Origin of the sequence: Flavobacterium plurextorum (assembly GCF_024638035.1) — a bacterium.
In the GTDB taxonomy this organism is placed as follows: domain Bacteria; phylum Bacteroidota; class Bacteroidia; order Flavobacteriales; family Flavobacteriaceae; genus Flavobacterium; species Flavobacterium plurextorum.
Map to the genome: position 1 here is coordinate 2596559 of NZ_CP100442.1, position 24755 is coordinate 2621313.

The 24755-nt window shown below is 33.8% G+C and carries 21 protein-coding genes; 5 read left to right on the forward strand and 16 right to left on the reverse strand.

The window, feature by feature from the left end:
* Positions 1-3: 3 nt before the first annotated feature.
* The 6 genes from pepT to NLG42_RS11575 all read right to left on the reverse strand — a co-directional run bounded on the left by pepT (position 4) and on the right by NLG42_RS11575 (position 8080).
* Positions 4-1278, reverse strand: a complete 1275-nt coding sequence (gene pepT / locus NLG42_RS11550; protein WP_257683868.1) for a peptidase T — start codon at positions 1276-1278, stop codon at positions 4-6.
* A 120-nt stretch (positions 1279-1398) separates the two neighbouring features.
* The gene (locus tag NLG42_RS11555) at positions 1399-2535 is read right to left on the reverse strand and encodes a formylglycine-generating enzyme family protein (RefSeq protein WP_257683869.1); all 1137 of its coding nucleotides are present in this window, start codon (positions 2533-2535) and stop codon (positions 1399-1401) included.
* 96 nt (positions 2536-2631) lie between these two features.
* On the reverse strand, positions 2632-3591 hold the full coding sequence (locus tag NLG42_RS11560; RefSeq protein WP_257683870.1) for a DUF6515 family protein: 960 nt from the start codon (positions 3589-3591) through the stop codon (positions 2632-2634).
* A gap of 109 nt (positions 3592-3700) precedes the next feature.
* A complete protein-coding gene (locus tag NLG42_RS11565; RefSeq protein ID WP_257683871.1) occupies positions 3701-4927 on the reverse strand; it encodes an OprO/OprP family phosphate-selective porin in 1227 nt (408 codons plus the stop codon).
* Positions 4928-4970: 43 nt separating this feature from the next.
* Positions 4971-5549 carry a hypothetical protein gene (locus NLG42_RS11570; RefSeq protein ID WP_257683872.1) on the reverse strand — a complete coding sequence of 193 codons (579 nt, stop codon included), beginning with the start codon at positions 5547-5549 and terminating at the stop codon, positions 4971-4973.
* A gap of 92 nt (positions 5550-5641) precedes the next feature.
* Positions 5642-8080, reverse strand: a complete 2439-nt coding sequence (locus NLG42_RS11575; protein WP_257683873.1) for an arylsulfatase — start codon at positions 8078-8080, stop codon at positions 5642-5644.
* A gap of 379 nt (positions 8081-8459) precedes the next feature.
* On the opposite strand from NLG42_RS11575, the gene NLG42_RS11580 reads away from it, so the two are divergent.
* The gene (locus NLG42_RS11580; protein WP_089057611.1) at positions 8460-9494 is read left to right on the forward strand and encodes a quinone-dependent dihydroorotate dehydrogenase; all 1035 of its coding nucleotides are present in this window, start codon (positions 8460-8462) and stop codon (positions 9492-9494) included.
* Here the strand turns inward: NLG42_RS11580 and NLG42_RS11585 are convergent.
* Positions 9489-10196, reverse strand: coding sequence for a DUF3307 domain-containing protein (locus NLG42_RS11585; protein WP_257683874.1), 708 nt, complete (start codon positions 10194-10196; stop codon positions 9489-9491). The two genes, NLG42_RS11580 and NLG42_RS11585, sit on opposite strands and share 6 nt — an antisense overlap.
* Positions 10193-10807, reverse strand: coding sequence for a SatD family protein (locus tag NLG42_RS11590; protein WP_257683875.1), 615 nt, complete (start codon positions 10805-10807; stop codon positions 10193-10195). The genes NLG42_RS11585 and NLG42_RS11590 overlap by 4 nt, the downstream gene beginning before the upstream one ends.
* A gap of 260 nt (positions 10808-11067) precedes the next feature.
* On the opposite strand from NLG42_RS11590, the gene NLG42_RS11595 reads away from it, so the two are divergent.
* From NLG42_RS11595 to guaB, 4 genes are all read left to right on the forward strand, one after another.
* Positions 11068-11934: a beta/alpha barrel domain-containing protein gene (locus tag NLG42_RS11595; protein ID WP_257683986.1), complete on the forward strand. Its 867-nt coding sequence runs from the start codon at positions 11068-11070 to the stop codon at positions 11932-11934.
* A gap of 78 nt (positions 11935-12012) precedes the next feature.
* Positions 12013-12564 carry a hypothetical protein gene (locus tag NLG42_RS11600; protein ID WP_089057608.1) on the forward strand — a complete coding sequence of 184 codons (552 nt, stop codon included), beginning with the start codon at positions 12013-12015 and terminating at the stop codon, positions 12562-12564.
* On the forward strand, positions 12561-13958 hold the full coding sequence (locus tag NLG42_RS11605) for a DUF5723 family protein (protein WP_257683876.1): 1398 nt from the start codon (positions 12561-12563) through the stop codon (positions 13956-13958). Before NLG42_RS11600 ends, NLG42_RS11605 begins: the two co-directional genes overlap by 4 nt.
* 171 nt (positions 13959-14129) lie before the next feature.
* On the forward strand, positions 14130-15602 hold the full coding sequence (guaB, locus tag NLG42_RS11610) for an IMP dehydrogenase (protein WP_257683877.1): 1473 nt from the start codon (positions 14130-14132) through the stop codon (positions 15600-15602).
* Between the two features lie 60 nt (positions 15603-15662).
* Here guaB and NLG42_RS11615 read toward each other — a convergent pair whose 3' ends face one another.
* The 8 genes from NLG42_RS11615 to NLG42_RS11650 all read right to left on the reverse strand — a co-directional run bounded on the left by NLG42_RS11615 (position 15663) and on the right by NLG42_RS11650 (position 24745).
* Positions 15663-16547, reverse strand: a complete 885-nt coding sequence (locus NLG42_RS11615) for a L,D-transpeptidase (protein WP_257683878.1) — start codon at positions 16545-16547, stop codon at positions 15663-15665.
* A gap of 126 nt (positions 16548-16673) precedes the next feature.
* Positions 16674-17906, reverse strand: a complete 1233-nt coding sequence (locus NLG42_RS11620) for a hypothetical protein (RefSeq protein ID WP_257683879.1) — start codon at positions 17904-17906, stop codon at positions 16674-16676.
* Positions 17884-18435, reverse strand: a complete 552-nt coding sequence (locus tag NLG42_RS11625; protein ID WP_257683880.1) for a hypothetical protein — start codon at positions 18433-18435, stop codon at positions 17884-17886. Before NLG42_RS11625 ends, NLG42_RS11620 begins: the two co-directional genes overlap by 23 nt.
* 2 nt (positions 18436-18437) lie before the next feature.
* A complete protein-coding gene (locus tag NLG42_RS11630) occupies positions 18438-19931 on the reverse strand; it encodes a S41 family peptidase (RefSeq protein ID WP_257683881.1) in 1494 nt (497 codons plus the stop codon).
* Between the two features lie 36 nt (positions 19932-19967).
* Positions 19968-20549 carry an NUDIX domain-containing protein gene (locus tag NLG42_RS11635; protein ID WP_089059077.1) on the reverse strand — a complete coding sequence of 194 codons (582 nt, stop codon included), beginning with the start codon at positions 20547-20549 and terminating at the stop codon, positions 19968-19970.
* A gap of 56 nt (positions 20550-20605) precedes the next feature.
* Positions 20606-21877: an adenylosuccinate synthase gene (locus tag NLG42_RS11640; RefSeq protein ID WP_089059076.1), complete on the reverse strand. Its 1272-nt coding sequence runs from the start codon at positions 21875-21877 to the stop codon at positions 20606-20608.
* 98 nt (positions 21878-21975) lie between these two features.
* The gene (locus tag NLG42_RS11645; protein ID WP_026981862.1) at positions 21976-22434 is read right to left on the reverse strand and encodes a Fur family transcriptional regulator; all 459 of its coding nucleotides are present in this window, start codon (positions 22432-22434) and stop codon (positions 21976-21978) included.
* An 88-nt stretch (positions 22435-22522) separates the two neighbouring features.
* Entirely contained in the window at positions 22523-24745 is a 2223-nt protein-coding gene (locus NLG42_RS11650) for a RelA/SpoT family protein (RefSeq protein WP_089059075.1), read from the reverse strand.
* Positions 24746-24755: the final 10 nt, after the last annotated feature.

The following is a 24755-nucleotide window of genomic DNA, read 5'->3' on the forward strand; positions in this document are numbered from 1 at the left end:
TTATTATTTCTTTTTAGGTTTTTCGGTTGCTTCAAAAATTCCAGGAATTGCTGTAAGTTCAGCAATTTTTACAATTACATCTGTTGCCTTTTGTATGCTTTCAGCAGGAACATATTCGTACTTTCCATGAAAATTATGTCCTCCCGCAAATATATTTGGGCAAGGTAATCCCATGAAAGATAATTGAGATCCATCAGTTCCGCCTCGAATTGGCTTTATGATTGGTTTAATGTCTAGTTCTCGCATTGCTTTTTCGGCAATATCTACAATATGTTTAACAGGAAGCACCTTTTCTTTCATATTGTAATATTGATCTTTTACTTCAGCAATTACAATATCTTCACCAAATTTCTTAGCAAACTTCTTGTTGAATTTTTTAGCAATTTTTGCGATTAACTCTTTACGTTTTTCGAATTTTTTCTTGTTATGGTCGCGTATAATCAATTCTAAAACTGTTTCTTCAATGTTACCTTTTATATGATGAACATGAAAAAAGCCTTCGTAGCCTTTTGTTTCCTGCGGAGTTTCGCCTTTAGGAAGTTCATTGATAAAATCATTTGCGATCAACATTGAGTTTATCATTTTTCCTTTGGCATATCCTGGGTGAACGCTTTTTCCTTTGAAAGTAATTTTTGCACCAGCAGCATTAAAATTTTCATATTCTAATTCGCCAATTTGACTTCCATCCATTGTGTACGCCCATTGAGCACCAAATTTTTCAACATCAAAATGGTGTGCACCGCGTCCAATTTCTTCATCAGGAGTAAAACCAATTCTAATTTTCCCGTGTTTAATTTCTGGATGCTGAATTAAGTATTCCATTGCAGAAACGATCTCTGTAATTCCAGCCTTATCATCGGCACCCAACAAAGTAGTTCCGTCAGTTGTAATGATAGTTTGACCTTTATATTGCAATAAATCTTTGAAATAATCAGGAGATAAAATGATATTTTTTTCAGCATTCAGAATAATATCTTTACCATCATAATTCTTTACAATTTGTGGTTTTACATTTGCACCGCTAAAGTCTGGAGAAGTATCAAAATGAGAAACAAATCCAATAGTCGGTACTTCATGATCAACATTACTTGGCAGAGTCGCCATGATATAAGCTTTGTCGTCAATTGTAACATCTGTTAAACCTATAGTTTTTAGTTCTTCAACTAATTTATTAGCAAGATTCCATTGTTTTTCTGTACTTGGAGTAGTTTTCGAATTCGGATCTGATTCGGTATCAATTGTTACATAACTGATAAAACGATCTATGATGTGTTGCATTTTTTTTAATTTTTAGCAAATATAAGTAATTTTTTCAGCAGATATCTTTAGTAAGTTGCCGCTAAAAACAAAAAAAGGATTCTGTTTTCAGAATCCTTTTTTTTGATATGATTTATTCTTTTAAATACTTTTAACGCATCTAAAACCAAGATGATTGGCTGCAGATCTTATTTCTCCTTTTCCTCTAGTTCCAACCATATATCTTGTACAATACTTATCTGTACATAAAAATGAACCGCCTCGATGCACGCGTTTTATTTGGCTTGGATCTGCAGGATCATTGTAAGCATCAGGTCCTTGCGGGTTTTTAGCAACTTTTCCGCTTTCACTTAAAGATTTGTAGTAATCTACGCTGTACCAATCGCTAGTCCATTCCCAAACATTTCCAGCAACATCATAAAGTCCGTAAGAGTTTGGAGCATATTGTTTTACTGGAGCAATTCCTTTAAAACCATCTTCGCCTGTATCTCCGTCTTTAATTGGAAAATTACCTTGGTAAATATTGGCTTGAAATTTTCCTTTTGGTTTCAAAACATTTCCCCAAGCGTAAATTTCTCCTGTTTTACCACCTCTTGCAGCAAATTCCCATTCAGCTTCAGTTGGAAGTCTTTTTCCAGCCCATTTTGCGTAAGCAGCAGCATCTTCATAAGTAATATGTACAACAGGATATTTTTCTTTTCCTTGTATAGAGCTTTGAGGTCCAAGAGGATGTTTCCAGTCCGTTTCAGGAATATATGTCCACCATTGCAAAAAATTGTTCAAATTTACTGCAGCAGGAGTAGGGCTGAATACCACAGAACCAGTTACTAAGTCTTCTTCAGCAGCTGTTGGAAATTCTTCTTTGGTAGGTTTTTGTTCAGCAACAGTTACGTATCCTGTAGCTTTTACAAACTCAGCATATTGTTCGTTTGTAACTTCGGTTTCGTCCATATAATAGCCATCAACATAAACTCTATGTACTGGAGCGGCATCTTTTGTAACACCTTTTATACTGCATAAACTTTCGTCTTCGACATTGCTTCCCATTGAAAATTCACCGCCCGGAATCCAAACCATTCCTTTTGGAGCTTTTCCTGAAGGCTTATTTTTATTTTCAACAGTTGGTGTAAAGACAGAAGCTATTGATTTATCCGGCGTTTCGGCACAATCCATTACTGCCATATTTTGCTTAGGTAATATTAATTTGGTATAACCATAAGCAATTGAAATAATAGAAATAGTCAGCACGGCAAATATCCAGTAGGTTTTATTTTTCATTGTAAAAATTTTAAGCTGATAATGGTTGTTAATAGATAGGTATAAAAGTAAATAAAATAATTTTTAATAGTATACTGAATTAGTAGAATTTAAAAATTAATTCTCTTTTTCAACCTGAACTACTTCATATTTGTCTTTTCCGTCAACTTGAACTGGTTGATAATAGGTTTCACCAAATTTTACATATTTTACATCTCCAATAGTTACTTCTTCACCACCTTCTGGCAGTTTGTCTACTACAGTTCCAGCAGTTGGAGCAACTACTTTGTAGTTACTTCCGTCTTTTTCGTAATACGTTCCTCCGTAATAATAGTTATTGACGGTTCCTGTATTGACTGTTTCGGCTCCACTCGGAATGTTGTTTACGGTACCTCCAACTGGTGCAGGAACAGCAGTATAACCTCCATTTGAAGAAGTGTACCAAACACCTTGATCATAATGGTATTTTTCATTTTCTACGCTCACTACAATTGCTGTAACGGCTAGTGTTGCTACGAAGAATCCCCAAGGATGCCAAACTGGTCCCCAATAAAAAGGTGTATACGGACGAGGGAAATAAGGGTGATAACAATTGTATCGATATCCGCCGTATACATAAGGCGGACGTGCATAAGGTCTAACGCCAGGTCTAACCACTGTATTACGGTTGTTGCGAACGTGAACACTGTTATTTACATTGATGTTTACATTATTTCTGTTTCGATTAACAGTGTTACCGCTGATATTGGTATTTCTATTTCCTGTTTTGTTTCTATTTACCGTATTTGAATTTCTATTGTTGGTTGTAGTTCTTCCTCCAATTTTTGAGTTGGAAGAGTTGGAAGGTCTGTTTATTTTAGTACCCGAATTATTGGCGCCAGGTCTGTTTACTGTTGGTCTCGCTTGAGTTGCAGGTCTGTTTTGTATAGCACCGCCGCCTCTCTGCATTCCGCCGGCAGGTCTGTGTGCACCGCCTCCGCCTCGACGCTGTGCTGTACTATCGATTGAAATCAAAAAAAATGATCCAGCTAAAAATAGTAATGCACCTTTTTTTAGAGTTTTAGTTAAATTTTTCATTTTCAGATTTTTATGTTGGTTAAAGTTATTAAAAAATATAATTTGTATAGAATATTAAATCGAATATTTTGAGTTTTGAAATATCATTTTTAGATTAAAAAATTAAATTCTACAAAGAAATATCCCATTGTATTCTAAAACGCCAGCCTTGCTCTAAAGGCAGTGTTTTGTCCTGAAAACTAAAATAGGAAACCTCTGAAGTGAGTTTGTTTTTATGTCCTTTAAAAAACCAGTTAAATGCAACTGTTGTTTCATTTTGTAAGTTTTGTCTTAAGTTGTTGTCAGGGCGATAGGCAGCATGTCTCCCTGCCATTTCTAGATGCTGCGGCCACCAATTAAATACATTATGAAAAAAATAACCTGCCTGAAAGTAATATCCTTTTAAAGTTGTTGTGTCATTATTATTCAGCTTATCAATAATTTCTTTGGTGTGCCATTCGCTTTGCCAAGAAAAACCGCGATACATAAAAGCAGTTTCCACATTCCATTGATTTACTCGATATTGACCAGGTGCACCGTTTTCATAACCATCTAAGGAGCCTCCGCCAGATTGTGAAAATCGGGTATATGGGCTTCGGTTTGTTAAGGCTGAGAAAGCAATAATTGGAGTAGGCTTTTCGTGAAATTCTAGATCACTGCCTTCAAATTCAAGAAATCGCCCTAAAAAGTTCCATTGAGCGCGTCCAAAATACATTAAATTATTATCGTCATTACTGGTGTTTCCTCTACCAGTTCCTGTCAAAGCAGCTGCCCAGTAATTAAAATCGGCAATTCCTGCTCCTTTAAGGTGACCATTAACTTCAACTCCCATTTGTCTGTCTACAGTAAATGGCCTATTGATCAATGATCGCTCTACAGTTTGCTGTTCGCCGCTGCTTATAAAACGTTCCCTAGTATATTCTACCTTCCATTGTCCTACTTTAAAACTCAACCATTCCCATTTTTCAATCATTAATCTGAAATCTAACAAGTTTGATTGACTGAGTTCGTATTCCCAGTAGTATTTTAGCCAAGGTTCAAAAGCATGACCTCCAACTTTTAGTCTGGCGCGGTTTATCTTAAAAGTAGTTTTTTTATCTTGGCTGTAATCATCATAAGTTAAAGGATCAGTATCATTTGGGGTAGAAAATCTAAATTGAAAACGGCTTTGCAATTGAAATAGAAATTTGTTGTCTTTGGTTTGTAATTCTATTCCTTTATTTCCATAACGAACATTAATTAGTTTGGTGGTATCTTTTTCTTTCACTTGCTGCGCTGAACTATGTAAACTAAATAATAGTACTAAGCTGAGAAGAAGAGTATTCGATATGCGAATTAAAATGTTTTCGTTATGCATATGCTTAGAATGTTTGTGTAATTTATTAGTTACTTAAATACGCTTATTTTCCTCCAAAGTTTTTTGCTATTCCTAAACCAATTCCCCAGCTGTCATAAGCATTCCATTTAAAATCATAACTAAAAGTTCCAAAAAGTTCCCAGTTACTTGGAAGCTCATAACCGTATTCAACTCCGGCTCTTGTGAGAAAATAATTTTCTTCTTTTGCAAATTCTCCTCCAAAACCTAAAAGAAAGCTCCAATGTTCATTTGGTTTATAAATTCCCATAACGGCAGGCGCAATTGGATAGCTTCGTTCAACGGTTTCTTTTTCGTCTCCGCTTTCCAGATTTTTTTCGACTTTAAATTTTTCAATAATAAAGTCAGTGTGAAGGCCAATGGCCCATTTTTCATGAAATTGAAATGTGTAGTCTAATCCCCATGCTGGAAGACTTAAAACTTCCCGATTTCCATCAGTGTCTATTCCTTCAAAAACATGAACGTGATTAATAGAAAGCCCAATTTGATGATGCGGACTAAAAGCTTTTTCTTCATTTTCCTGAGCTGAGATTTTGTTTAGAATGATTACGTACAAAATGGCTGTTAGAAAAAGTGCTTTTTTAAGATGGCTTGTACTAGTCATTGTGATTTGGTTTTTAATCTTTAATAAAAAAGAGGTATTTTATTCACTTTTTTAAGTATATAAATACCTCTTTAATTTTATTTTTCTATAGACTATTCGCTTTTCATAATTCTTAAAGCTTCTTTGTTAAGGTCTTCATAGCTTTGTTCGCTAATATCAACACCAACACCTAAGATTTCTCCACCTTTAAAAGTACCTGGTGATTTATATTGATGACTTACTGCGTCTCCACTATCGAATCCTACACAAAGACCATCACCAGAAAGTGTGAATTTACCTGGTTGTGTTTTCATAGAACCTTTGGCCACTTCTTTGCCGTCAATGTATAAATGACCTGTACCAATTTGTTCTCCGTTTTTACCGGTACTTTCTCTTACAAACTCAAATCCTAAGGCATGTTTACCGGGAGTTAAGGTAGCCGATGAAACAAAAGTTTGTTCTGGCTGAATTCCTAAGAAATTATATACATAATATAATTTATTGTCTTTGATGAATAAAGAGTGTCCTCCAAAGCGAGATCCGTGAGCAAAAACTACTCCTGAAGCTCCTGATTTAATATCTACATCACCTACAATTTTGTATGAACGACCACGTACGCTTACTGCTACACCTTCTGGTACGGCAGCAGTTCCAGGATAGTAAATGTAACGAGTTTTTGGTTTTTCTTGAGAAGGACGTTCCGTGCTTAATAATTCCATAGGAGAACGGTCGTCTAGAGGTAATACTAAATTTTTATCCGCTTCTTGAAACCAAGCATCTTTAAGTTCTTTTAGTTTTTCAGGGTTCTTTTTAGCCAAATTATTTGACTCAGCTCTGTCCACATTTACATTGTACAATTCCCATTCGTCTTTGTCAAAGTTGCTTTTACCCGTAAGTGGTACGTGTACAGCTACTGCTTTCCAACCGTCTTTCCAAATGGCCCTAGTACCTAACATAGCGTAATACTGAATGTGTTTTTGAGTAGGAGTGTCTGGTTTGGCATCAAAGGAGTATTTCATAGAAACTCCAGAAAGAGGGTACTGTGGTATATTATTAAATGTTTTAGGCATTTCTAAACCACAGATGTCTAAAATGGTAGGGACAATATCGGTAGAGTGATGGTATTGATTACGGATTTCACCTCGTGCTTTGATTCCTTTTGGCCACGAAATTACTAATGCATCACAAGTTCCTCCTGCATAGTTACTGTAACGTTTGAACATTTTGTAAGGAGCAGAGAAACCCGCAGCCCATCCAGTTGGATAATGTTCGTACGTATCTGGACCTCCTAGTTTATCCAAATATTTTAAATTTTCAGATAATTCATCAGGATAACCGTTAAAGAATTTGTTTTCGTTTACAGATCCAGTTGGAGAACCTTCACCAGAAGCACCATTATCGGCAGCATAAAGAACCACAGTATTTTCTAACTGACCTGTTTTTTCTAAATACTCAATAACACGTCCTACTTGAGCATCAGTGTATTCTGAGAAACCGGCATACACTTCGGCTAGTTTAGAGAATAATTTTTTCTCATCAGCGCTTAGTGTATTCCAAGGTTTTACATAATCACCAGGATTAGCAATGTTAGGAGGTAAGAAATTGAAATCGGTGTTTTTAGTTCCTTTAGGTACAATTCCCTTAGCAATCATACGAGGTAATACCCATTCGCGGTACGCATCGTAACCAGTATCAAATTTTCCTTTGTATTTTGCAATGTACTCTTCTGGTGCATGGTGTGGTGCATGGTTCGCTCCAGGGCAATACCACATATACCATGGTTTAGAAGGGTTGGTGGCTTTTTGGTCTTTGATATATTCAATGGCTTTATCGGCTAAATCTTTAGATAAGTGATACCCTTCTTCAGGAGTGTAAGGTGCTTCAATAAAGTGGTTGTCTTCTACTAAGTCAGGATACCATTGGTTGGTTTCACCTCCTATGAATCCGTAATAGCGGTCAAAGCCCATTTGGGTTGGCCATTGTGCTTTGGAGCCTCCAGAAGAAACGTCTTGTTCCGGTACGTTGTGGTTTTTTCCAATCCAGAAAGTACTCCATCCTGCTTGTTGTAATACTTGACCAATAGTAGCACACTGAGCTGGGATTTGTCCATTTGCTCCAGGATAACCGTCTGTAGTTTCGGTGATGGATGCCATACCGTTTAAGTGGTGGTTACGACCCGTTAATAAAGTAGAACGAGTTGGCGAACATAATGCTGTAGTGTGCCATTGAGTATAGGTAATACCATTGTCTGCTAATTTTTGTAGAGTTGGCATGTTGATGGCTCCTCCATAAGGTGACCAGGCCGCCTGCCCTGTGTCATCGTATAAGATAAACAATACGTTTGGTGCACCTTCTGGAGCTGCTTTTTTGGTATAGGGTTTCCAGTCTGGTTTTGAATCTCTAATATCAAGTGCCATTTTTCCTTTAAAAGTTTCCTTGGTCACTTGCTGCGGATCAGCTTGTGCTGACAGCTTTGTGGTTATGCCTATTGAGAGGAATAACAGAAGCGGTAATATACTCTTTTTGAGTATGGAGTTATTGCTTGCTTTCATAGTTACTTGGTATTAATTATTAATTTATTATTGGTATAATGAATTTCTATGTAAAAATTTAATATAAAATGAAATGCAGTTCTATTTTCCTGAGTTAAGAGATTTTTTTAGGGTTTATAATTTTAGATTAGAAATATTGTGTTTAAATTCTTCAAATTTAAACAATCTGTAACCCAAGGAGCTCTTTTTCAGGGGAGGGATATGTTTCATTTTATAACTTGCAACCTAAAAAACACGTTTTTGAGTGTTTTTTCTAAAAGAAAGTTTGGTGTATTAAAGAATAGAACAAAATAGAAATTATTTGTTTTTGCAAAAAAGCACCTTTTTAAACTATAATATTTAAATTTGCATCCGAAAAAATAACAACAACAACACACTTATGTATAAATTGATAATCCGTCCGATACTTTTTTGGTTTGATCCTGAAGAAGTGCATTACTTTACTTTTTCATTTGTAAAATTCATTTCAAAAATTCCTGGAGTTTCGTCAATTATAAAATCTATTTACGAGGTTAAAGATTCTCGTTTAGAAAGAGAAGTTTTTGGAATTAAATTCAAAAATCCAGTTGGACTTGCGGCTGGATTTGATAAAGATGCTAAGTTGTATAAGGAACTTTCTGATTTTGGTTTTGGTTTTATCGAAATTGGAACTGTAACGCCGGTTGGCCAAGAAGGAAATCCCAAAAAGCGTTTGTTCCGTTTAAAAGAAGATCAGGCAATTATTAACCGAATGGGTTTTAATAATGGCGGAGTTATTGAAGCTGTAGAACGTTTGAAAAAGAATTCAGGAGTTTTGATTGGCGGAAATATCGGAAAAAATAAAGTGACACCAAATGAAAATGCGGTTGACGATTATATCATTTGTTTCGATGCTTTGTTTGATCATGTTGATTATTTTGTGGTAAATGTAAGTTCTCCAAATACGCCAAATCTAAGAGCATTACAAGACAAAGAGCCTTTAACAGCTTTATTGCAGACGTTGCAAGATAGAAATATCGAGAAGCAAAAAACAAGTACTCAAAAAGTAAAACCAATTCTTTTAAAAATTGCTCCAGATCTTACAGATGAGCAATTGTTAGATATTATAGATATTGTAAAAACAACGCAAATTGCGGGTGTAATTGCTACAAATACTACTATTTCAAGAGATGGATTACAATCTCAAAATCAATCTGAAATGGGAGGTTTATCTGGAAAACCATTAACAAAACGTTCTACAGAAGTAATTCGTTTTCTTTCGGAAAAAAGCAATAAAGCGTTTCCAATTATTGGAGTAGGAGGAATTCATTCTGCAGATGATGCAATCGAAAAACTAAATGCAGGTGCAAGTTTAGTGCAATTGTATACAGGTTTTATTTATGAAGGCCCAGCGCTTATAAAAGCAATAAACAAGAAAGTCTTAAGTCAGTTATAAAATTAACGCCTGAACGACTTGTCCAACAAGTATTGCGATTCCAAAACTGATTAAAGTACCGATCAAGACATATTCGGTAAGTTTTCGATCTTTGGCTTCTTTTAAATCTCCGAATCTAAAAATAGATTTTGCGGCCAATAAAAATCCAATTGCTTCAAAATGTCCTAAAAGGATAAAGCAGAATATAAATAAACGCTCTAATATGCCAATGTAATTTCCTGCATTGGCAAGTGAGTTATCCTGATTACTGTTTTGGCTTTCGGGATTCCAAATAGAGATAATAGTTTTTATAAAAATAGAAGTCGGTTTAGTTATAAATATAATTCCTGTTACTAAAATCCAAAATTCATCATCAAGCCAAAAATGAATCATATTTTTATTTTGGTATAAAAGTGTGATGGCAATCAGAATCAAAATATGTGCAATTTGGTCTACAACAAACCAAGTGCGTTTTGTTTTCTTCTTCTGAAAATTAAGTTTGATAAAATCTATAAAGCCGTGGGTAATGGCTATGAATGCTGCGTAAGGTATAAAACTAATTTCTCCAACTAGAATTGCTGCCAAAATTCCGTGAAGTAAAACATGAAGATATAAATAAATGCTTTTATGTTTCTTCGTTTCTTTATCAGCGACCCATTTGTTGGGCTGCCATATAAAATCTCCTAATAAATGAGCTAAAAACAGTTTTATAAATAAAATCATGGAGCTGTGAGTTGTTTTATTTGCGTTCTAAAATAGCGGTCTAAAGTCATAACCAAATCAAATTGAGCACGTTTTTGTCTGCGGCTCACAGCGGCTTGGTTAATTCCTAATTTCTGACCAATTTCTTCCTGAGATAAAGCAGGGTTTTCTATTGCTGTTGCTACAAATTCAGCAGATTGTACCAGCCAATTATCCATGAAGGTTAAAGCCAGTTGTAACATTAAGTTCAGCTTTTCGTCAAAAATACTATCGCCAGTTCGTAAAGCCAGTGTTACCTTTTGTTTTTTTAAAGTTCCAAAAAGTTCTCCAGAATGAATAAAAGCAGTTCCGTTACTTTCTGATATTTTTGCAGCACTATGTGTTTTATTGCCAAAACCAATACTCATTCGAGCGTCCAGCTTTATAGCTCTTAAACGTGCTTTTACTAAAATAGCCGTAAGTAAAGCTTCTTCTGGATTTTTAACCTCAATTTGAAATTCATCTCCTCTGTAAATTTCCCATTGATTTGGTGCGTCGCCAAATTGAGCTAGGATTTCTTTTAAATCCTCAACCCAATGTTTTGATTGCTGCTGTCTTGAATCAATTATGTCGCCTGTAATTACACTAGTCATAACATCAAATATAATTAAAAAATAATAAAATTTCTATTACAAATATAAGTAATACTTTTAAATATTACACTTATTGGTAATATGTTTAATTATTACCTTTTTTAGGAATATTTTATTTTATTACTATTTTTGGTAATGGTATAAAAAAAGGAATAAGACTTATGAGGCTTATATGGTTAAAAAAAACGAATTATACAAAACGACTTAATTTTTATTTCTTTAAAAAAGGAACTAACTTAGCCATTACAAAAGAGTACGTTTTGAATAAAGAAATCAAGATTATCGAATGTCCGCGAGATGCCATGCAAGGTATTAAAGCATTTATTCCCACAAAAAATAAAGTAACCTATATTCAGGCTTTACTTCGTGTAGGGTTTGATACTATTGATTTTGGAAGTTTTGTATCGCCTAAAGCTATTCCGCAAATGCAGGATACTGCCGAGGTTTTGGCACAGCTTGATTTGTCTCAAACTACAAGTAAACTTTTGTCGATAATTGCAAATACACAAGGAGCAGCTTTGGCTTCAGAACATGAATCAATTCAGTATTTAGGGTTTCCTTTTTCGATATCAGAGAATTTCCAAATGCGTAATACTCATAAAACCATTGCAGAATCTTTGATAACTCTTGAAGAAATTCTAGAGATTGCTGATAAAAAAAAGAAAGAGGTTGTTACTTATCTTTCAATGGGATTTGGAAATCCTTATGGAGATCCGTGGAATGTTGAGATCGTGGCTGAATGGACAGAAAAATTGGCAGGAATGGGAGTGAAAATTTTATCACTTTCAGATACTGTTGGAAGTTCGACACCAGAAGTTATTACCTATCTTTTTTCAAATTTAATTCCGAAATACCCGAAAATTGAATTTGGAGCGCATTTGCATACAACTCCCGATAGCTGGTTTGAAAAAATTGATGCCGCAGCAAAAGCCGGATGTGCACGTTTTGATGGAGCAATTCAAGGATTTGGAGGCTGTCCGATGGCAACAGATAAACTAACAGGAAATATGCCAACCGAAAAATTGGTTTCGTATTTTACTGCCAATAAAAAAATAACAGGACTTAATTCCTTAAGCTTTGAAAGTGCGTATAACGAAGCGTCAAAATTGTTTGGAAAGTTTCATTAAAAAAGATTACAATAATTTAGCAATTAGGCAATATCCAATTAAAGAAAGACGTTTTTATTTATCCTATATAAAACAAACATGAAGTCAAATTTCATAAATAGAATCTCTATAGTTTTGTTTTCATCGATTTTATTTCTCTCCTGTTCGAGTGATTTAGATTTTAATCAAGTCGATGATCTAGTACTTCAGCCAACTTTTGTTGCCAATCTGGCTTATTTTACTATTGCGGCAGATCAAATTGAAGACAATGGTTCTGGATTCCCAATTCCTCCAGCTGTAGAAGATTTTGATGTTTTTAAAAACAAGTTCTTCAATGAAAATTTGATGAAAGCGGAGTTTAATTTTGAAATCGAAAATACAATTAACAGAGGTTTTGAGGTTGATTTGATTCTGCTTGATGCTAATAATGCACCCTTAGAAACTATTTCTTTAAATGTTCCAACCTATACCGGAGGTTCAAATATTATAAAATATCCCACAGAGGTTTTTGAAGGAGAACGATTAGTCAGGCTGAAAAAATCTGTAAAAATAGCATTTGTTGTGCGTATAGTTCCAGGATCAGGAACAGGAACCATTTCAGGTAACTTAAAACTAAAATCAGGTGCAATTGTTTATATGAAAATACAATGAAAAAAACACTTTTAATTGTAATCTTGATTTTTCAATTTTCATCTTTCGCTCAGAACAAACAAGTATTATACAACTTTACATCAATCCCGCAGTCTTCCCTCGTTAATCCTGGTGCTGATGTGTCTTATAAATTCTATTTTGGGATTCCCGTTTTATCAGGAGTTTCTGCAAATGTTGGCTCAAGTAGTTTTTCTGCTTATGATTTGTTTGCCAACAACGGTGTAGATTTTAATGATAAAGTCAGAAATGTTATCAATAAATCATCAGCAAATGATAAAACACAAGTTAATCAACAGCTTGAAATATTCTCAGGCGGATTTAGAATAGGAGGACAGGAAAGTAAGTCTTATATTTCATTTGGAGCTTATCAGGAATTTGATTTTTTAATGTATTTTCCGAAAGACGCAGCTATTCTGGCTGTTGATGGAAATCAGAATTATATGGGCAAATCCTTCAATTTAGCCGATATAAATGTTCGTGCCGAAGTACTTTCTGTTTTTCATGTTGGTTTTCATAAAAAATTAAACAAAAAACTCGTTTTGGGTGGACGCGCTAAAATTTATTCGAGCGGTGCCAACGCAACTTCAACCAAAAATTCAGGATACATTTATACAGCACAAGGCACGGGAACAAATATGTATACCCAAATAATTGAATCAAATTTAGAACTTAAAACTGCCGGAATAGCAAAATTTACAAAAGACGAGTACGATGGCAGTATTCCTAAAGATATTGCGCATAATACTTTTTTTAACGGAAGTCTTGGTTTAGGATTTGATGCCGGACTTACTTATAATATAGAAGATAATCTTCAGTTTACTGCAAGTGTGCTTGATGTTGGTTTTATTAGACAATCAAAAGATGTTGAAACCAGAACTTATAAAGGAAGTTATAAGTATGATGGAGTAAATCCTAGTTTTGATGCGACTAATGGACCAAGTAATATTATAGATGATTTTGAAGAAGCTATTCCAGAAGAAAAACTATATAATAAATATACAACTTGGCGTCCTGTTAAATTTAATTCTTCTATTCAATATTCATTCGGAGAAACAAGATCTGATGAAGATTGTAATTGCAAAGGTTCAAGCGAACGAAAATACCTTAATGCTGCTGGTGCGCAATTATTTGCTATGACAATGCCAAAAGATCCTTACGTCGCATTAACCGCTTTTTACAAACGCAGTATTACAGAGAAATTGGATGTAAAAGCAACTTATACAGTTGATCCATATTCTTATACAAATATCGGTTTGGGACTTTCTGGAACTCTTGGAAAACTCAATATGTATGTTCTTGTAGATAATGTTTTTGAATATAAAGATGTTTCAAAAGCAAATAGTATTGCATTTCAATTCGGTTTTAATTTTATTTTTCAAGATTCAAAAGAGTAAAATCTTAGAAAAAATGGGACTTTATTTTTACTTTTATTGGAATTTAAAATTTAGTTTTTGGAGTTTTAAATTTTAAGTATTTTCCTGTAAAAGTAAATTTATGAATAAGTTAGTATTCAAGTTTCCAATTTATTCACTATATTTGCACGCAATTCAACTAGAAATTGCAACATGATAGCACACAACTCCAAGATTATCGGCGAAGGTTTAACTTACGACGATGTATTATTAGTACCTAACTACTCGAATGTGCTTCCCCGCGAAGTGAGTATCAAATCGAAATTCTCAAGAAACATAACATTAAACGTTCCAATCGTATCTGCTGCTATGGATACTGTTACCGAAAGTGCAATGGCAATCGCTATGGCACAAGAAGGAGGAATTAGTGTTTTACATAAAAACATGACTATCGAGCAGCAAGCTGCTGAGGTTAGAAAAGTAAAGCGTGCAGAAGCTGGAATGATTATCGATCCGGTAACATTGCCAACAACTTCGACTATTGCAGATGCAAAAAATGCCATGAAAGAATTTGGAATTGGCGGTATTCCAATCGTTGACGAAAATAGAATTCTGAAAGGAATTGTTACCAATCGTGATTTACGTTTCGAGAAAAATGGTGCAAGACCAATCGCTGAGGTAATGACCAGTAAAAATTTAGTGACTGTTGCCGAAGGAACTTCATTAGAGCAGGCAGAAGTTGTTTTACAAGGGCATAAAATCGAAAAATTGCCAGTTGTAAATGCTAATAATGAATTAGTTGGTTTAATTACATTTAGAGATATTACAAAACTGACGCAAAAACCAATCGCTAATAAAGATTCATTTGGTCGTTTAAGAGTTGCTGCTGCAATTGGAGTTACTGGAGATGCAGTTCAAAGAGCTGAAGCTTTAGTAAATGCAGGTGTAGATGCAATTATTATAGATACTGCACACGGACATACAGAAGGTGTGGTAAACACTTTAAAAGAAGTAAAGTCAAAATTCCCTCAAATAGATGTAATCGTTGGAAACATTGCAACGCCGGAAGCTGCTAAATATTTAGTAGAAAATGGTGCTGATGGTGTAAAAGTAGGAATTGGACCAGGTTCAATTTGTACTACACGTATCGTTGCAGGTGTTGGTTTTCCTCAATTTTCAGCAGTTTTAGAAGTTGCTGCGGCAATTAAAGGAACTGGAGTTCCTGTTATTGCTGATGGTGGAATTCGTTATACTGGAGATATTCCTAAAGCAATCGCTGCAGGTGCTGACTGTGTAATGTTAGGTTCGTTATTAGCAGGAACAAAAGAATCTCCTGGTGAAACTATTATTTTTGAAGGAAGAAAATTCAAATCATACCGCGGAATGGGATCTGTTGAAGCAATGCAAACGGGTTCAAAAGATCGTTATTTTCAAGATGTTGAAGACGATGTTAAAAAATTAGTTCCAGAAGGAATTGTTGGTCGTGTTCCTTACAAAGGAGAATTAAACGAAAGCATGCTTCAGTTTATTGGAGGTCTTCGTGCAGGAATGGGTTACTGTGGTTCAAAAGATATTCCTACTTTGCAAGAAACAGGACGTTTTGTTAGAATTACTTCAAGCGGAATTACTGAAAGTCACCCGCATAACGTAACAATTACAAAAGAAGCTCCAAATTATTCTAGATAATTTTTAGTTTTTCAAATATTAAAAAGGCATAAGAATCAGTTTCTTATGCCTTTTTTTGTTTTATAGCGAAGTATTTTGTTCCGCTTCTCTCAATTTTTGATTCTCTAAAATCTGAGGAATAAATGGTTTTACTTCATTTTCAATTTCAGATTCAGAGATATTTAAAGCTTTAGGGTTAGAGGATAATTGCAGCCAAGGTTTTGGACCGTCAAAATTATAGTTTCCAAAAACTATAACTGGAGTTCCTTTTACTTTTACATTTTCTTTGTCTTTCAAAATCCATTCATCAGCAAATTTGTAGAGATATTTTGCGTCCTTTTCTAATAATCTTAAGCAAGAATGTGATGCTGGATAACCGGGAAGTTCGTATTCATGAAAACCAACGCCTAGTTTATTCTCGATATTGAAATTCCATTTTAAATCCCATTCGTCATTAAAAGTACTTGTTGTTTTTTCAGCTTTCCAATTCGTAAAGAATAATCCTGTTGGAGTCGGATCTTTTTTTCTTCCCATATTTGTTGGTCCGGTATAAACTAATTCGCCATTTTCATAAGCGGCAAAAGTTTGTGCAGGATAAGAGAAAAGAATGATTTTAGAAACCTCTTCCAAAGCAGAAACATGCAAAGGGAATGGCATATAATAAACCAAATCCCCACTAAAATCTGTTGGAATAACAACAGAATCAAGTTTCTTGAAATTTGCTTTATCCGTTCTGTTTAATGCATAAACAATATCAAGTTTGCTGCTGTCAGCTTCATTGATTTTTAACCAGTCTTTTGTTTTTTCAATTTGAAAAGAAACAGATGATTTTGGTTTCTTGTATTCAATCGTTTTTCTAGGTTTAGTATTTTCGGTTAGGTTTACTTTGTCGTTTTTCTTGCACGCTCCTAATAAAACTAACATTAAAAAGAATAATAGATTCGTTGTATAATATAACTTTTTCATAAGATGAGTTTTTATGAAAATAAAGTTATAAATAGAATCGTATAATAGGGTTACATAATTTTTAGAAATGATTGTTTGATTTTCATTTTGCTATAAGCCTGATTTATTCAGATATAATGAGTTTGTCTATTTTACAGATTGTTCAAATTCGGTGGCTATTTTATAGTTTTTGTTTTTGATTAAAATTTTATACTGACCTTTTTTCAATATTAAATTTGTTTTTTCATCACGATTTGAAATTTCAATGATATCAGCAGGAATTCCATTATTTTCATATTCATTGATTCTATAAGCCATAATTAAAGCAGGATATTCTTTAATTTTTGACTTTTTAATCGTAACAGTTTTTCTTTCATTTGATAAGCTCAGCCAGTCTGGTCTGTTATTTTTGTATTTAGTAACTGGATGTATAATGCAGCAGTCAATTTTTTTAGGATTATCTTTATCTCCATTAAATGTTTGATTTTCATTATTTACCATAATGACTGGGTAATCTAAATTTACCATTTCAATATAAGGAGAGTTTAATATCGGAGTTCCTTTTTCTGAATAATTGGTCTGATCTATTGTCAAAGGATTTATTCCGGTCATTTCTATAATTCTTCCTGCCATAGCTTTTTCCCAAGTTTTAATTCCCGGCGTTCCTTCAACGATATGTTCATATCCACAATGAATAAGAAATTTGGAATCTGGATTCTCTTTCATCAACTTGACGATGTTTTCTGCTTGTTCTATTTCTCTAGTTTTTCCGCCATCTCTTGTCTTTGAAGTTGATTCATATCCAAAAACGGTAAAACCAATAGCTGTTGCTTCTTTAATTAAATTTCCAAATTGAGATTCTTTAGTATAAAAGCCGCTTTCTAAAACTGGATATCCTTTATCGTTCAAATTTTCCCATAATGCCTCTAGTCCCAGAAAACGATATCCGTTATTGTATAAATCTTGTAATAATGATGTTGTAAAAACTCTATGTCTAGAATTGTTGTGTGCTTCATTAATAAGAATGATTCTTTCGTTTTTAGAACGATCAATAATATATTCTTTGGCATTTATAGGGTTAAATGTTTTAAAATAAATACTGTCTTCTTTTGAAATAGTTCTCTTTTTAGAAAAGTCGTTTTCAAATTGTTTGTCCCAAGTTTCTAGAGCAAGTTTGTAATAACCGCTTATAGAAAAATTGGTGGCAGCAACTTGAAAACGCGGTAAAGTTTTATCTTTTTCAAAATTTGTACTAATATCTTCTGAAAAAAGATAGGTCTCTTTTTTTTCTTGAGCAGTTATATTTATGGACAAAAGCAGTAAAAGAAATATTTTAAAATGGAGCATTTTTTTAGTTTTAGTTAATAGAATTGGTTTCATATAATTTATCTAGTAATGTCTTAAATAAAAGGTTAATACTTTTTAGAATTTCAATATTTGTGATTTTTCCATCTGCGTAAAAGGATAGTTCAAATTCATTTTCTGGAAGTTTTTCTTCCCATATGCCTTTTCGATTGCAAATTTGTATGTTTACTTCTTTTTGTGACGAAATAAGATCTCTAATTTCTTTGTTTCGCAATAATGCTTTTATTTTAGCTTCGTTATTACTTTTGATGGTAAAAGCTTTGTCAAAATCGGGAAAACCAATTTCTATATCTTGTGCTCCAAATAGTTTTTCTACTTTTCGTATAAATCCTTCGTTGTAAACTTCAAATTTAAATTCGCCTTTTAAAGAAATAGGGACAATAACTCTTGTCGTTTCCGCGCTATATTTTCCAGACCATAAAGTGTAATTGTCAAAAACTATTTTCCAGTTTTTGTATTGAACTGAAACAGAATCTGAGTGCCAGGAATAGCCTTCTTTAAAAGTGCTATTGGTTTCTTTTGCAAATTCTTTCCAAATATCCATGTTTATTTCTGATCAATTAATTTTAAAGTATATTCAAATTGAGTATCCTTGTTTTGCATAAAATCTTCGTATGTTTGTTGGACTTCATGATCAGGAATAATTCCTCTTCCAAAAATCTGATTTGGTTTTTTAGGAACATCCTGATCTAAATTTACAATTGAAAACTGTGTTTTGATCTTTGTGTTAGGAAGCTCATATTCAATAGGAGTGTGGCCATTATGACCAAAATAGCCACCCATTGTTTCTTCCCCAATTGTTATAGCGTTGGTGTTTCCTGCAACAAGTGAACCAAAAAGTGATCCTGCAGATGCTATTCTGGGGCTGATCAATAAATAGATTTGTCCTTTAAAATTGTTTATATTAGGTTGTAATAAAAGATTGAATTTTTCATCTTGAGGATATTTTTCTTCTTCTAGTTTCGGAAATTCTTCTTTTAAATCAGCTTCAAAATCATTTTTTTCTTCCAGTTGTTTTTGAGGCTCTTTTTCGTCATAAACAAAATAATTTGAAAACGGAATTTCCTGAAAACTAACATAAGCGGAAGCATTTTCCCGATATGGTTTTTGTGTTAGATAAGAAAAAGTCAAGATGTCATTCGGATCTGTTCCACCTCCATTATTTCTAACATCCACAATTAAATTGTTTATTTGTGAATTGTTAGAAAGGTATTGAAAACAACTGTCAAGGTATTTTTTATAAATCAAATGTTCTTTATCTTTTGCATTTTTTCCAATTGCAAAAGTATTAATGGTAAGTAAAGAGATGTTAGGCGAAATAACTTGAAAAGAGTATTTATTTTTTATTTTTCCATATTGGAGACTGTCAATAGGAAGGGAGTGACGTTTTTTGAAATTCTCTTTTCGGCTGTCATTAGAAACTCCCGCAACCGTTTTGGTTATTTTTTCAGTTTTGTTTGGAAGGGAATATTCTACTGCAAATTTCTTCTTAGATCCATATTCCATTTCAAAATATTTAGCAAAAGAACTGTTTATTCCAATAGATTTTCCAGAAATATTATAACCGTCAGTTGTGTAATATTTATAAAAAACCTGCAATAAATCATTGGTTTTTATTTTGTTAATAGAGTGAATATGAGAGCCTAATGGAATTTCAGTGTTCCGGAAATTTACGACTAACTTATTTTTAATCAATTTTACAGGATAAGGAAAAAACAAATTTCCTGATGAATATTTCTTTTGAAAATCATCAGGAAGTGTTGTGTCATTATGCAGGCTTCCTTCGAAATCTGTAATTTTTAAAACTATTTTATAAAAGTCAAGAAGCGTTTTAGGTTTGTTTATTTGTAAAAATGCCCAAGAATAAATGCTGTCAATTTGTTTTGTAGTTCGGTATTTATAAACTCCCGAATTTGCTTTTTCCCTAATTTCTTTAAAAATGGTAAGATCTTGTTTTAGTTTTTCGGCAGATATTTTTTCATTTTGAGCATTTATAAAAAACGGAAAAACTAAGAAAAGGATTATTTTAAGTTTGAGCATTTTTAGAATTTTAGAACCTAAAAATACTCAAAAAATCTATATTAAGCCTTTTATTTTAGCATGCTGCAATAAAATAATAGTTTTAGCATCAACAATTTCTCCAGATTCGATCATAGCATAAGCTTCATCAAAAGTATACTCAAGAACTTCAATGTTTTCTTGTTCAGAATCCAATCCACCGCCATCGCTGACTTTCATGCTTTCATCGTATTGACCTGTAAACAAATATAGAATTTCGGTTACTGCACCTGGAGACATATAGGTTTCTACAACTTTTTGAACTTTTGTTATGCGATAACCTGTTTCTTCTTCAGTTTCACGAATGATGCATTCTTCGGGATTGTCTTGGTCTAAAAGTCCTGCACAAACTTCAATCATCATTCCTGTTTTATTGCCATTTAAAAAAGTTGGCAAACGAAATTGACGCGTTAAGATAACCGTCTTTTTTGTGGTGTTGTATAATAATATTCCAGCTCCATTTCCGCGGTCATAAACTTCGCGTACGTGCGTCTGAATTTTTTCGTTTTCTTTTTGATAAGTAAAATTTACTTTATTTAAAATGTACCAATTGTCTGAGAGTAAAGAAGTCTCTGTAATTTTAATTTCTGGGTTTTTCATATGGCGAATAGATTTGTATAAAAAAAACGCCCTGATTATCAGAGCGTTTAAATGTGTTATTTTGTTATTGTTTGCTTTCTGTCTGGTCCAACCGATACAATTTTGATTGGCACTTCGATTTCTTTCTCAATAAACTCAATATATTCTTTTAGCTCAATTGGCAATTGATCGTAAGTTGTTAAACCTGTCAAATCAGCTTTCCAGCCTTTAAATTCTTTGTAAACTGGAGTAACGTTTTCTGGCTCAATGTTGTAAGGGAAATGAGCAATATTTTGCCCTTTATAGTTATACTCTGTACAAACTTTTAAAGTTTCAAAACCAGAAAGTACATCACCTTTCATCATCATTAACTGAGTAACTCCGTTAACTTGAACGGCATATTTTAAAGCTACAAGATCTAACCATCCGCAACGTCTTTGTCTTCCTGTTACAGATCCAAATTCGTTACCAACTTTTGCCATAGTAGCACCAACTTCGTCAAAAAGTTCAGTTGGGAAAGGTCCGCTTCCAACACGTGTTACATAAGCTTTGAAAATTCCGTAAACTTCTTTGATTTTGTTAGGAGCAATTCCTAAACCAGTACAAGCTCCAGCAGCAGTAGTATTCGATGAAGTTACAAACGGATATGTTCCAAAATCAACATCTAATAATGAACCTTGAGCTCCTTCACATAGAATAGATTTACCAGCTTTTTGAGCTTGGTGCATGTATTCTTCACTATCAATAAAATCTAATTTTTTCAATTCTTCGATAGCTTCGAAAAATTCTTTTTCAAGTTCTGCTAAGTTGTATTGAATGTTAACATCATAAAAAGCAATCATTGCTTCATGCTTGTCAGCTAAAGCTCTGTAACGATCTTTAAAATCTTCTAATTCAATATCGCCGACACGTAAACCGTTTCTACCAGTTTTATCCATATAAGTTGGTCCAATTCCTTTAAGAGTAGAACCAATTTTTGCTTTTCCTTTTGAAGCTTCAGAAGCTGCATCAAGCAAACGGTGAGTTGGTAAAATTAAATGTGCTTTTCTTGAAATGATTAGTTTCTTTTTGATGTCAAGGTTAAATTTCTCTAAACCTTCAATTTCTTTTTGAAAAACTACTGGATCAATTACAACTCCATTTCCGATGATATTTACTGAGTTTTTATGAAAAATCCCTGAAGGAATGGTTCTAAGTACGTGTTTAATTCCGTCAAATTCTAGTGTATGTCCTGCGTTTGGTCCTCCTTGAAAACGTGCAATAATATCATAATTTGAGGTAAGAACGTCAACAATTTTCCCTTTACCTTCATCTCCCCATTGTAATCCTAGTAATAAATCTACCGTCATTCTGTTTTAATTTGCGTTGGGACAAGCTGAGTTGTCCTACTGATTAATGTAGTTAATTTTCTTTTTTTTTTTATTTTGTAAATAATACCTGTTCGGGATTATTGCTTTTGCTTTTTGTTTCCGTAGAAATAAAGTGAATGATTCGTAATTTCGATATCAAATATTTCTTCGATTGTTTTTTTGATGGTTTGAATTCTTGGATCGCAAAATTCAATTACTTCGCCAGAATCAGTCATGATGATATGATCGTGCTGTTTGTCGAAGTATGATTTTTCGTAATAAGCTTGATTTTGCCCAAATTGATGTTTTCTAACCAAAGCGCAGTCCAGCAGCAGTTCAATCGTATTGTATAACGTAGCTCTGCTCACACGATAGTTTTTATTTTTCATTTTGATGTATAGATTTTCTATGTCAAAATGCTCCTCGCTATCGTAGATTTCCTGAAGTATAGCATAACGCTCAGGAGTTTTGCGATGCCCTTTTTGTTCAAGATACATTGTAAAAACATTTTTTACAATTTCTTGATTCTTAGTGTTGTCAGTTGAAATGAGTGTCATATCCGGCAAAGATAATTTTTTATTTTTAATGAATAAAAGTTTCGGGTTTAAAGTTTCGTTACAAAATTCTTATAGTTTCCCTAAAAAGTTAGGTTCTATACTCTCTCGTAACCTTGTCGACACCGTCAATTTTCTTAATTGCATTGATCATTTTTTTCAAAATAGTATTATTTTGAACAATAACCGCAATCTGCCCGTGAAAAATTCCTGCATCTGTACTCAGTGAAATACTCTGAATATTAACGCTCATATTGTTTGAAATTACACGAGTCAATTGATTGGTAAGTCCTAAAACATCCATTCCTGTAATATTAATAATCGCTTTAAATTCTTCTTGAGAAGAATCGATCCATTTGGCGCTCATAATTCGGTAAGCATAATTAGACTGCATTCCAATAGCATTTGGACAATCTTTTTTATGCACTTTGATTCCTTCGTTGATCGTTACAAAACCAAAAACGTCGTCGCCCGGAATAGGATTGCAGCATTGTGACAGCTTATAATCTAATTTGTCATGCTCAGTTCCAAAAACCAACATGTCGTAATTACTGCTGATAACAGGTTTGTGTATATCCTCTGAAGCGGTAGTGTCTTTATTTCTTTTAATTTTATTTTTAAAGAAATTAATAAACGTATTGCTTTTTTGTGCAGCGTAATCTTTTAACTGCTGATTTTCGATAGCGCCAATTCCAACGCGATAAAATAAATCTAAGCTTGTTTTTAATTTAAAAAAGTTAACTAACTCATTTGTAGTTTGCTCGTTAAGCGTAATTTTTAAATGTTTTAGTTTTCTGGTAAGTAATTCTTTTCCTTCTTCAGCAATTTTTTTGGTGTTCTCGTTTAGAACGTTTTTAATCTTATTTTTTGCTCGCGAAGTTGTTACATACTCAAGCCAGTTTACCGTTGGTTTTTGGTTTGCTGAAGTTATAACTTCAACCTGATCACCGCTTTTAAGTTCGTGATTTAAAGGAACTAAACGGCCGTTTACACGAGTTCCTCTTGTTTTAATTCCAATTTCAGAGTGAATACTGAATGCAAAATCAAGCGATGTCGCACCTTTTGGCAGTGATTTGATTTCTCCTTTTGGAGTAAACACGAAGATTTCTTTAGAATATAAATTCATTTTAAAATCCTCAACAAAATCAACCGCATTGGTTTCCTGATTTTCTAGCGCTTCGCGAAGTAAATTCAGCCAAGTATCTAAACCACTTTCCTCGGTTGCACCGTTTTTGTATTTGTAATGTGCTGCATATCCTTTTTCGGCAATTTCATCCATACGCTCACTTCGTACCTGAACTTCGACCCAGCGGCCTTTTGGTCCCATAACGGTAATGTGAAGTGCTTCGTAACCTGTTGATTTTGGCGACGAAATCCAATCACGTAAACGACTTGGACTTGGTCTATAGTGATCTGTTACAATCGAGTAAATCTTCCAAGCGATAAATTTTTCATCATGCGGATCTGATTTATAAACAATTCGCAACGCAAACTTGTCATAAACTTCATCAAAACTTACATTTTGAGCACGCATTTTTCGACGAATCGAATAAATTGATTTTGGACGGCCTTTTATAATGTAATCAACATTCTCAGCATCTAAAGATTTCTTCAAAACATCCGAAATATCTTTGATGTAAGCATCTTGCTCTTCCTTCGTTTCTCTAATTTTGCTTACAATATCATTGTAAACCGCAGGTTCTGTATATTTTAAACCTAAATCTTCCAATTTAGTTTTAATATTATAAAGTCCTAAGCGATGGGCGAGAGGAGCATAAATATAAAGCGTTTCCGAGGCGATTTTAGTCTGTTTGTATTCCGCCATCGAATCCATTGTCTGCATATTATGCAAACGATCTGCCAGCTTAATCAAAATAACACGTACATCATCATTCAGCGTTAAGATCATTTTTCTAAAATTCTCTGCCTGCATCGACGCATTTAGATCTTTTTGAACTAATGAAATTTTTGTTAAGCCTTCAACTAACTGTGCTACTTTTGGATTGAATAATCGCTCAATATCTTCTACAGTCATTGGCGTATCTTCGACCACATCGTGTAATAAAGCCGCGGCAATAGAAGTTGCTCCCAGACCAATTTCTGAGGCAACAATTTTTGCAACTGCAATAGGATGAAAGATATACGCTTCTCCAGATTTGCGTCTTTGCTCTTTGTGAGCATCTACAGCAACGTCAAAAGCCTTTCTAATCAGTTTTTTATCAGTGGGCGATAAAGTCTGATAACTAATTCGGAGTAATTCTTTGTATTCCTGCGCAATCGCTTTGTTTTCTTTTTCTGTATCTATTTCTATCATAACGGCATGG

Coding starts and splice junctions, on each gene's coding strand:
- NLG42_RS11630 (WP_257683881.1), bottom strand. CDS start 19,931: ATGCTCAAACTTAAAATAATCCTTTTCTTAGTTTTTCCGTTTTTTATA.
- NLG42_RS11640 (WP_089059076.1), bottom strand. CDS start 21,877: ATGACGGTAGATTTATTACTAGGATTACAATGGGGAGATGAAGGTAAA.
- NLG42_RS11565 (WP_257683871.1), bottom strand. CDS start 4,927: ATGCATAACGAAAACATTTTAATTCGCATATCGAATACTCTTCTTCTC.
- NLG42_RS11600 (WP_089057608.1), top strand. CDS start 12,013: ATGAAGTCAAATTTCATAAATAGAATCTCTATAGTTTTGTTTTCATCG.
- NLG42_RS11580 (WP_089057611.1), top strand. CDS start 8,460: ATGTATAAATTGATAATCCGTCCGATACTTTTTTGGTTTGATCCTGAA.
- NLG42_RS11635 (WP_089059077.1), bottom strand. CDS start 20,549: ATGAAAAACCCAGAAATTAAAATTACAGAGACTTCTTTACTCTCAGAC.
- NLG42_RS11560 (WP_257683870.1), bottom strand. CDS start 3,591: ATGAAAAATTTAACTAAAACTCTAAAAAAAGGTGCATTACTATTTTTA.
- NLG42_RS11555 (WP_257683869.1), bottom strand. CDS start 2,535: ATGAAAAATAAAACCTACTGGATATTTGCCGTGCTGACTATTTCTATT.
- NLG42_RS11645 (WP_026981862.1), bottom strand. CDS start 22,434: ATGACACTCATTTCAACTGACAACACTAAGAATCAAGAAATTGTAAAA.
- NLG42_RS11625 (WP_257683880.1), bottom strand. CDS start 18,435: ATGGATATTTGGAAAGAATTTGCAAAAGAAACCAATAGCACTTTTAAA.
- NLG42_RS11615 (WP_257683878.1), bottom strand. CDS start 16,547: ATGAAAAAGTTATATTATACAACGAATCTATTATTCTTTTTAATGTTA.
- NLG42_RS11570 (WP_257683872.1), bottom strand. CDS start 5,549: ATGACTAGTACAAGCCATCTTAAAAAAGCACTTTTTCTAACAGCCATT.
- NLG42_RS11620 (WP_257683879.1), bottom strand. CDS start 17,906: ATGAAACCAATTCTATTAACTAAAACTAAAAAAATGCTCCATTTTAAA.
- pepT (WP_257683868.1), bottom strand. CDS start 1,278: ATGCAACACATCATAGATCGTTTTATCAGTTATGTAACAATTGATACC.
- guaB (WP_257683877.1), top strand. CDS start 14,130: ATGATAGCACACAACTCCAAGATTATCGGCGAAGGTTTAACTTACGAC.
- NLG42_RS11585 (WP_257683874.1), bottom strand. CDS start 10,196: ATGATTTTATTTATAAAACTGTTTTTAGCTCATTTATTAGGAGATTTT.
- NLG42_RS11590 (WP_257683875.1), bottom strand. CDS start 10,807: ATGACTAGTGTAATTACAGGCGACATAATTGATTCAAGACAGCAGCAA.
- NLG42_RS11575 (WP_257683873.1), bottom strand. CDS start 8,080: ATGAAAGCAAGCAATAACTCCATACTCAAAAAGAGTATATTACCGCTT.
- NLG42_RS11650 (WP_089059075.1), bottom strand. CDS start 24,745: ATGATAGAAATAGATACAGAAAAAGAAAACAAAGCGATTGCGCAGGAA.
- NLG42_RS11605 (WP_257683876.1), top strand. CDS start 12,561: ATGAAAAAAACACTTTTAATTGTAATCTTGATTTTTCAATTTTCATCT.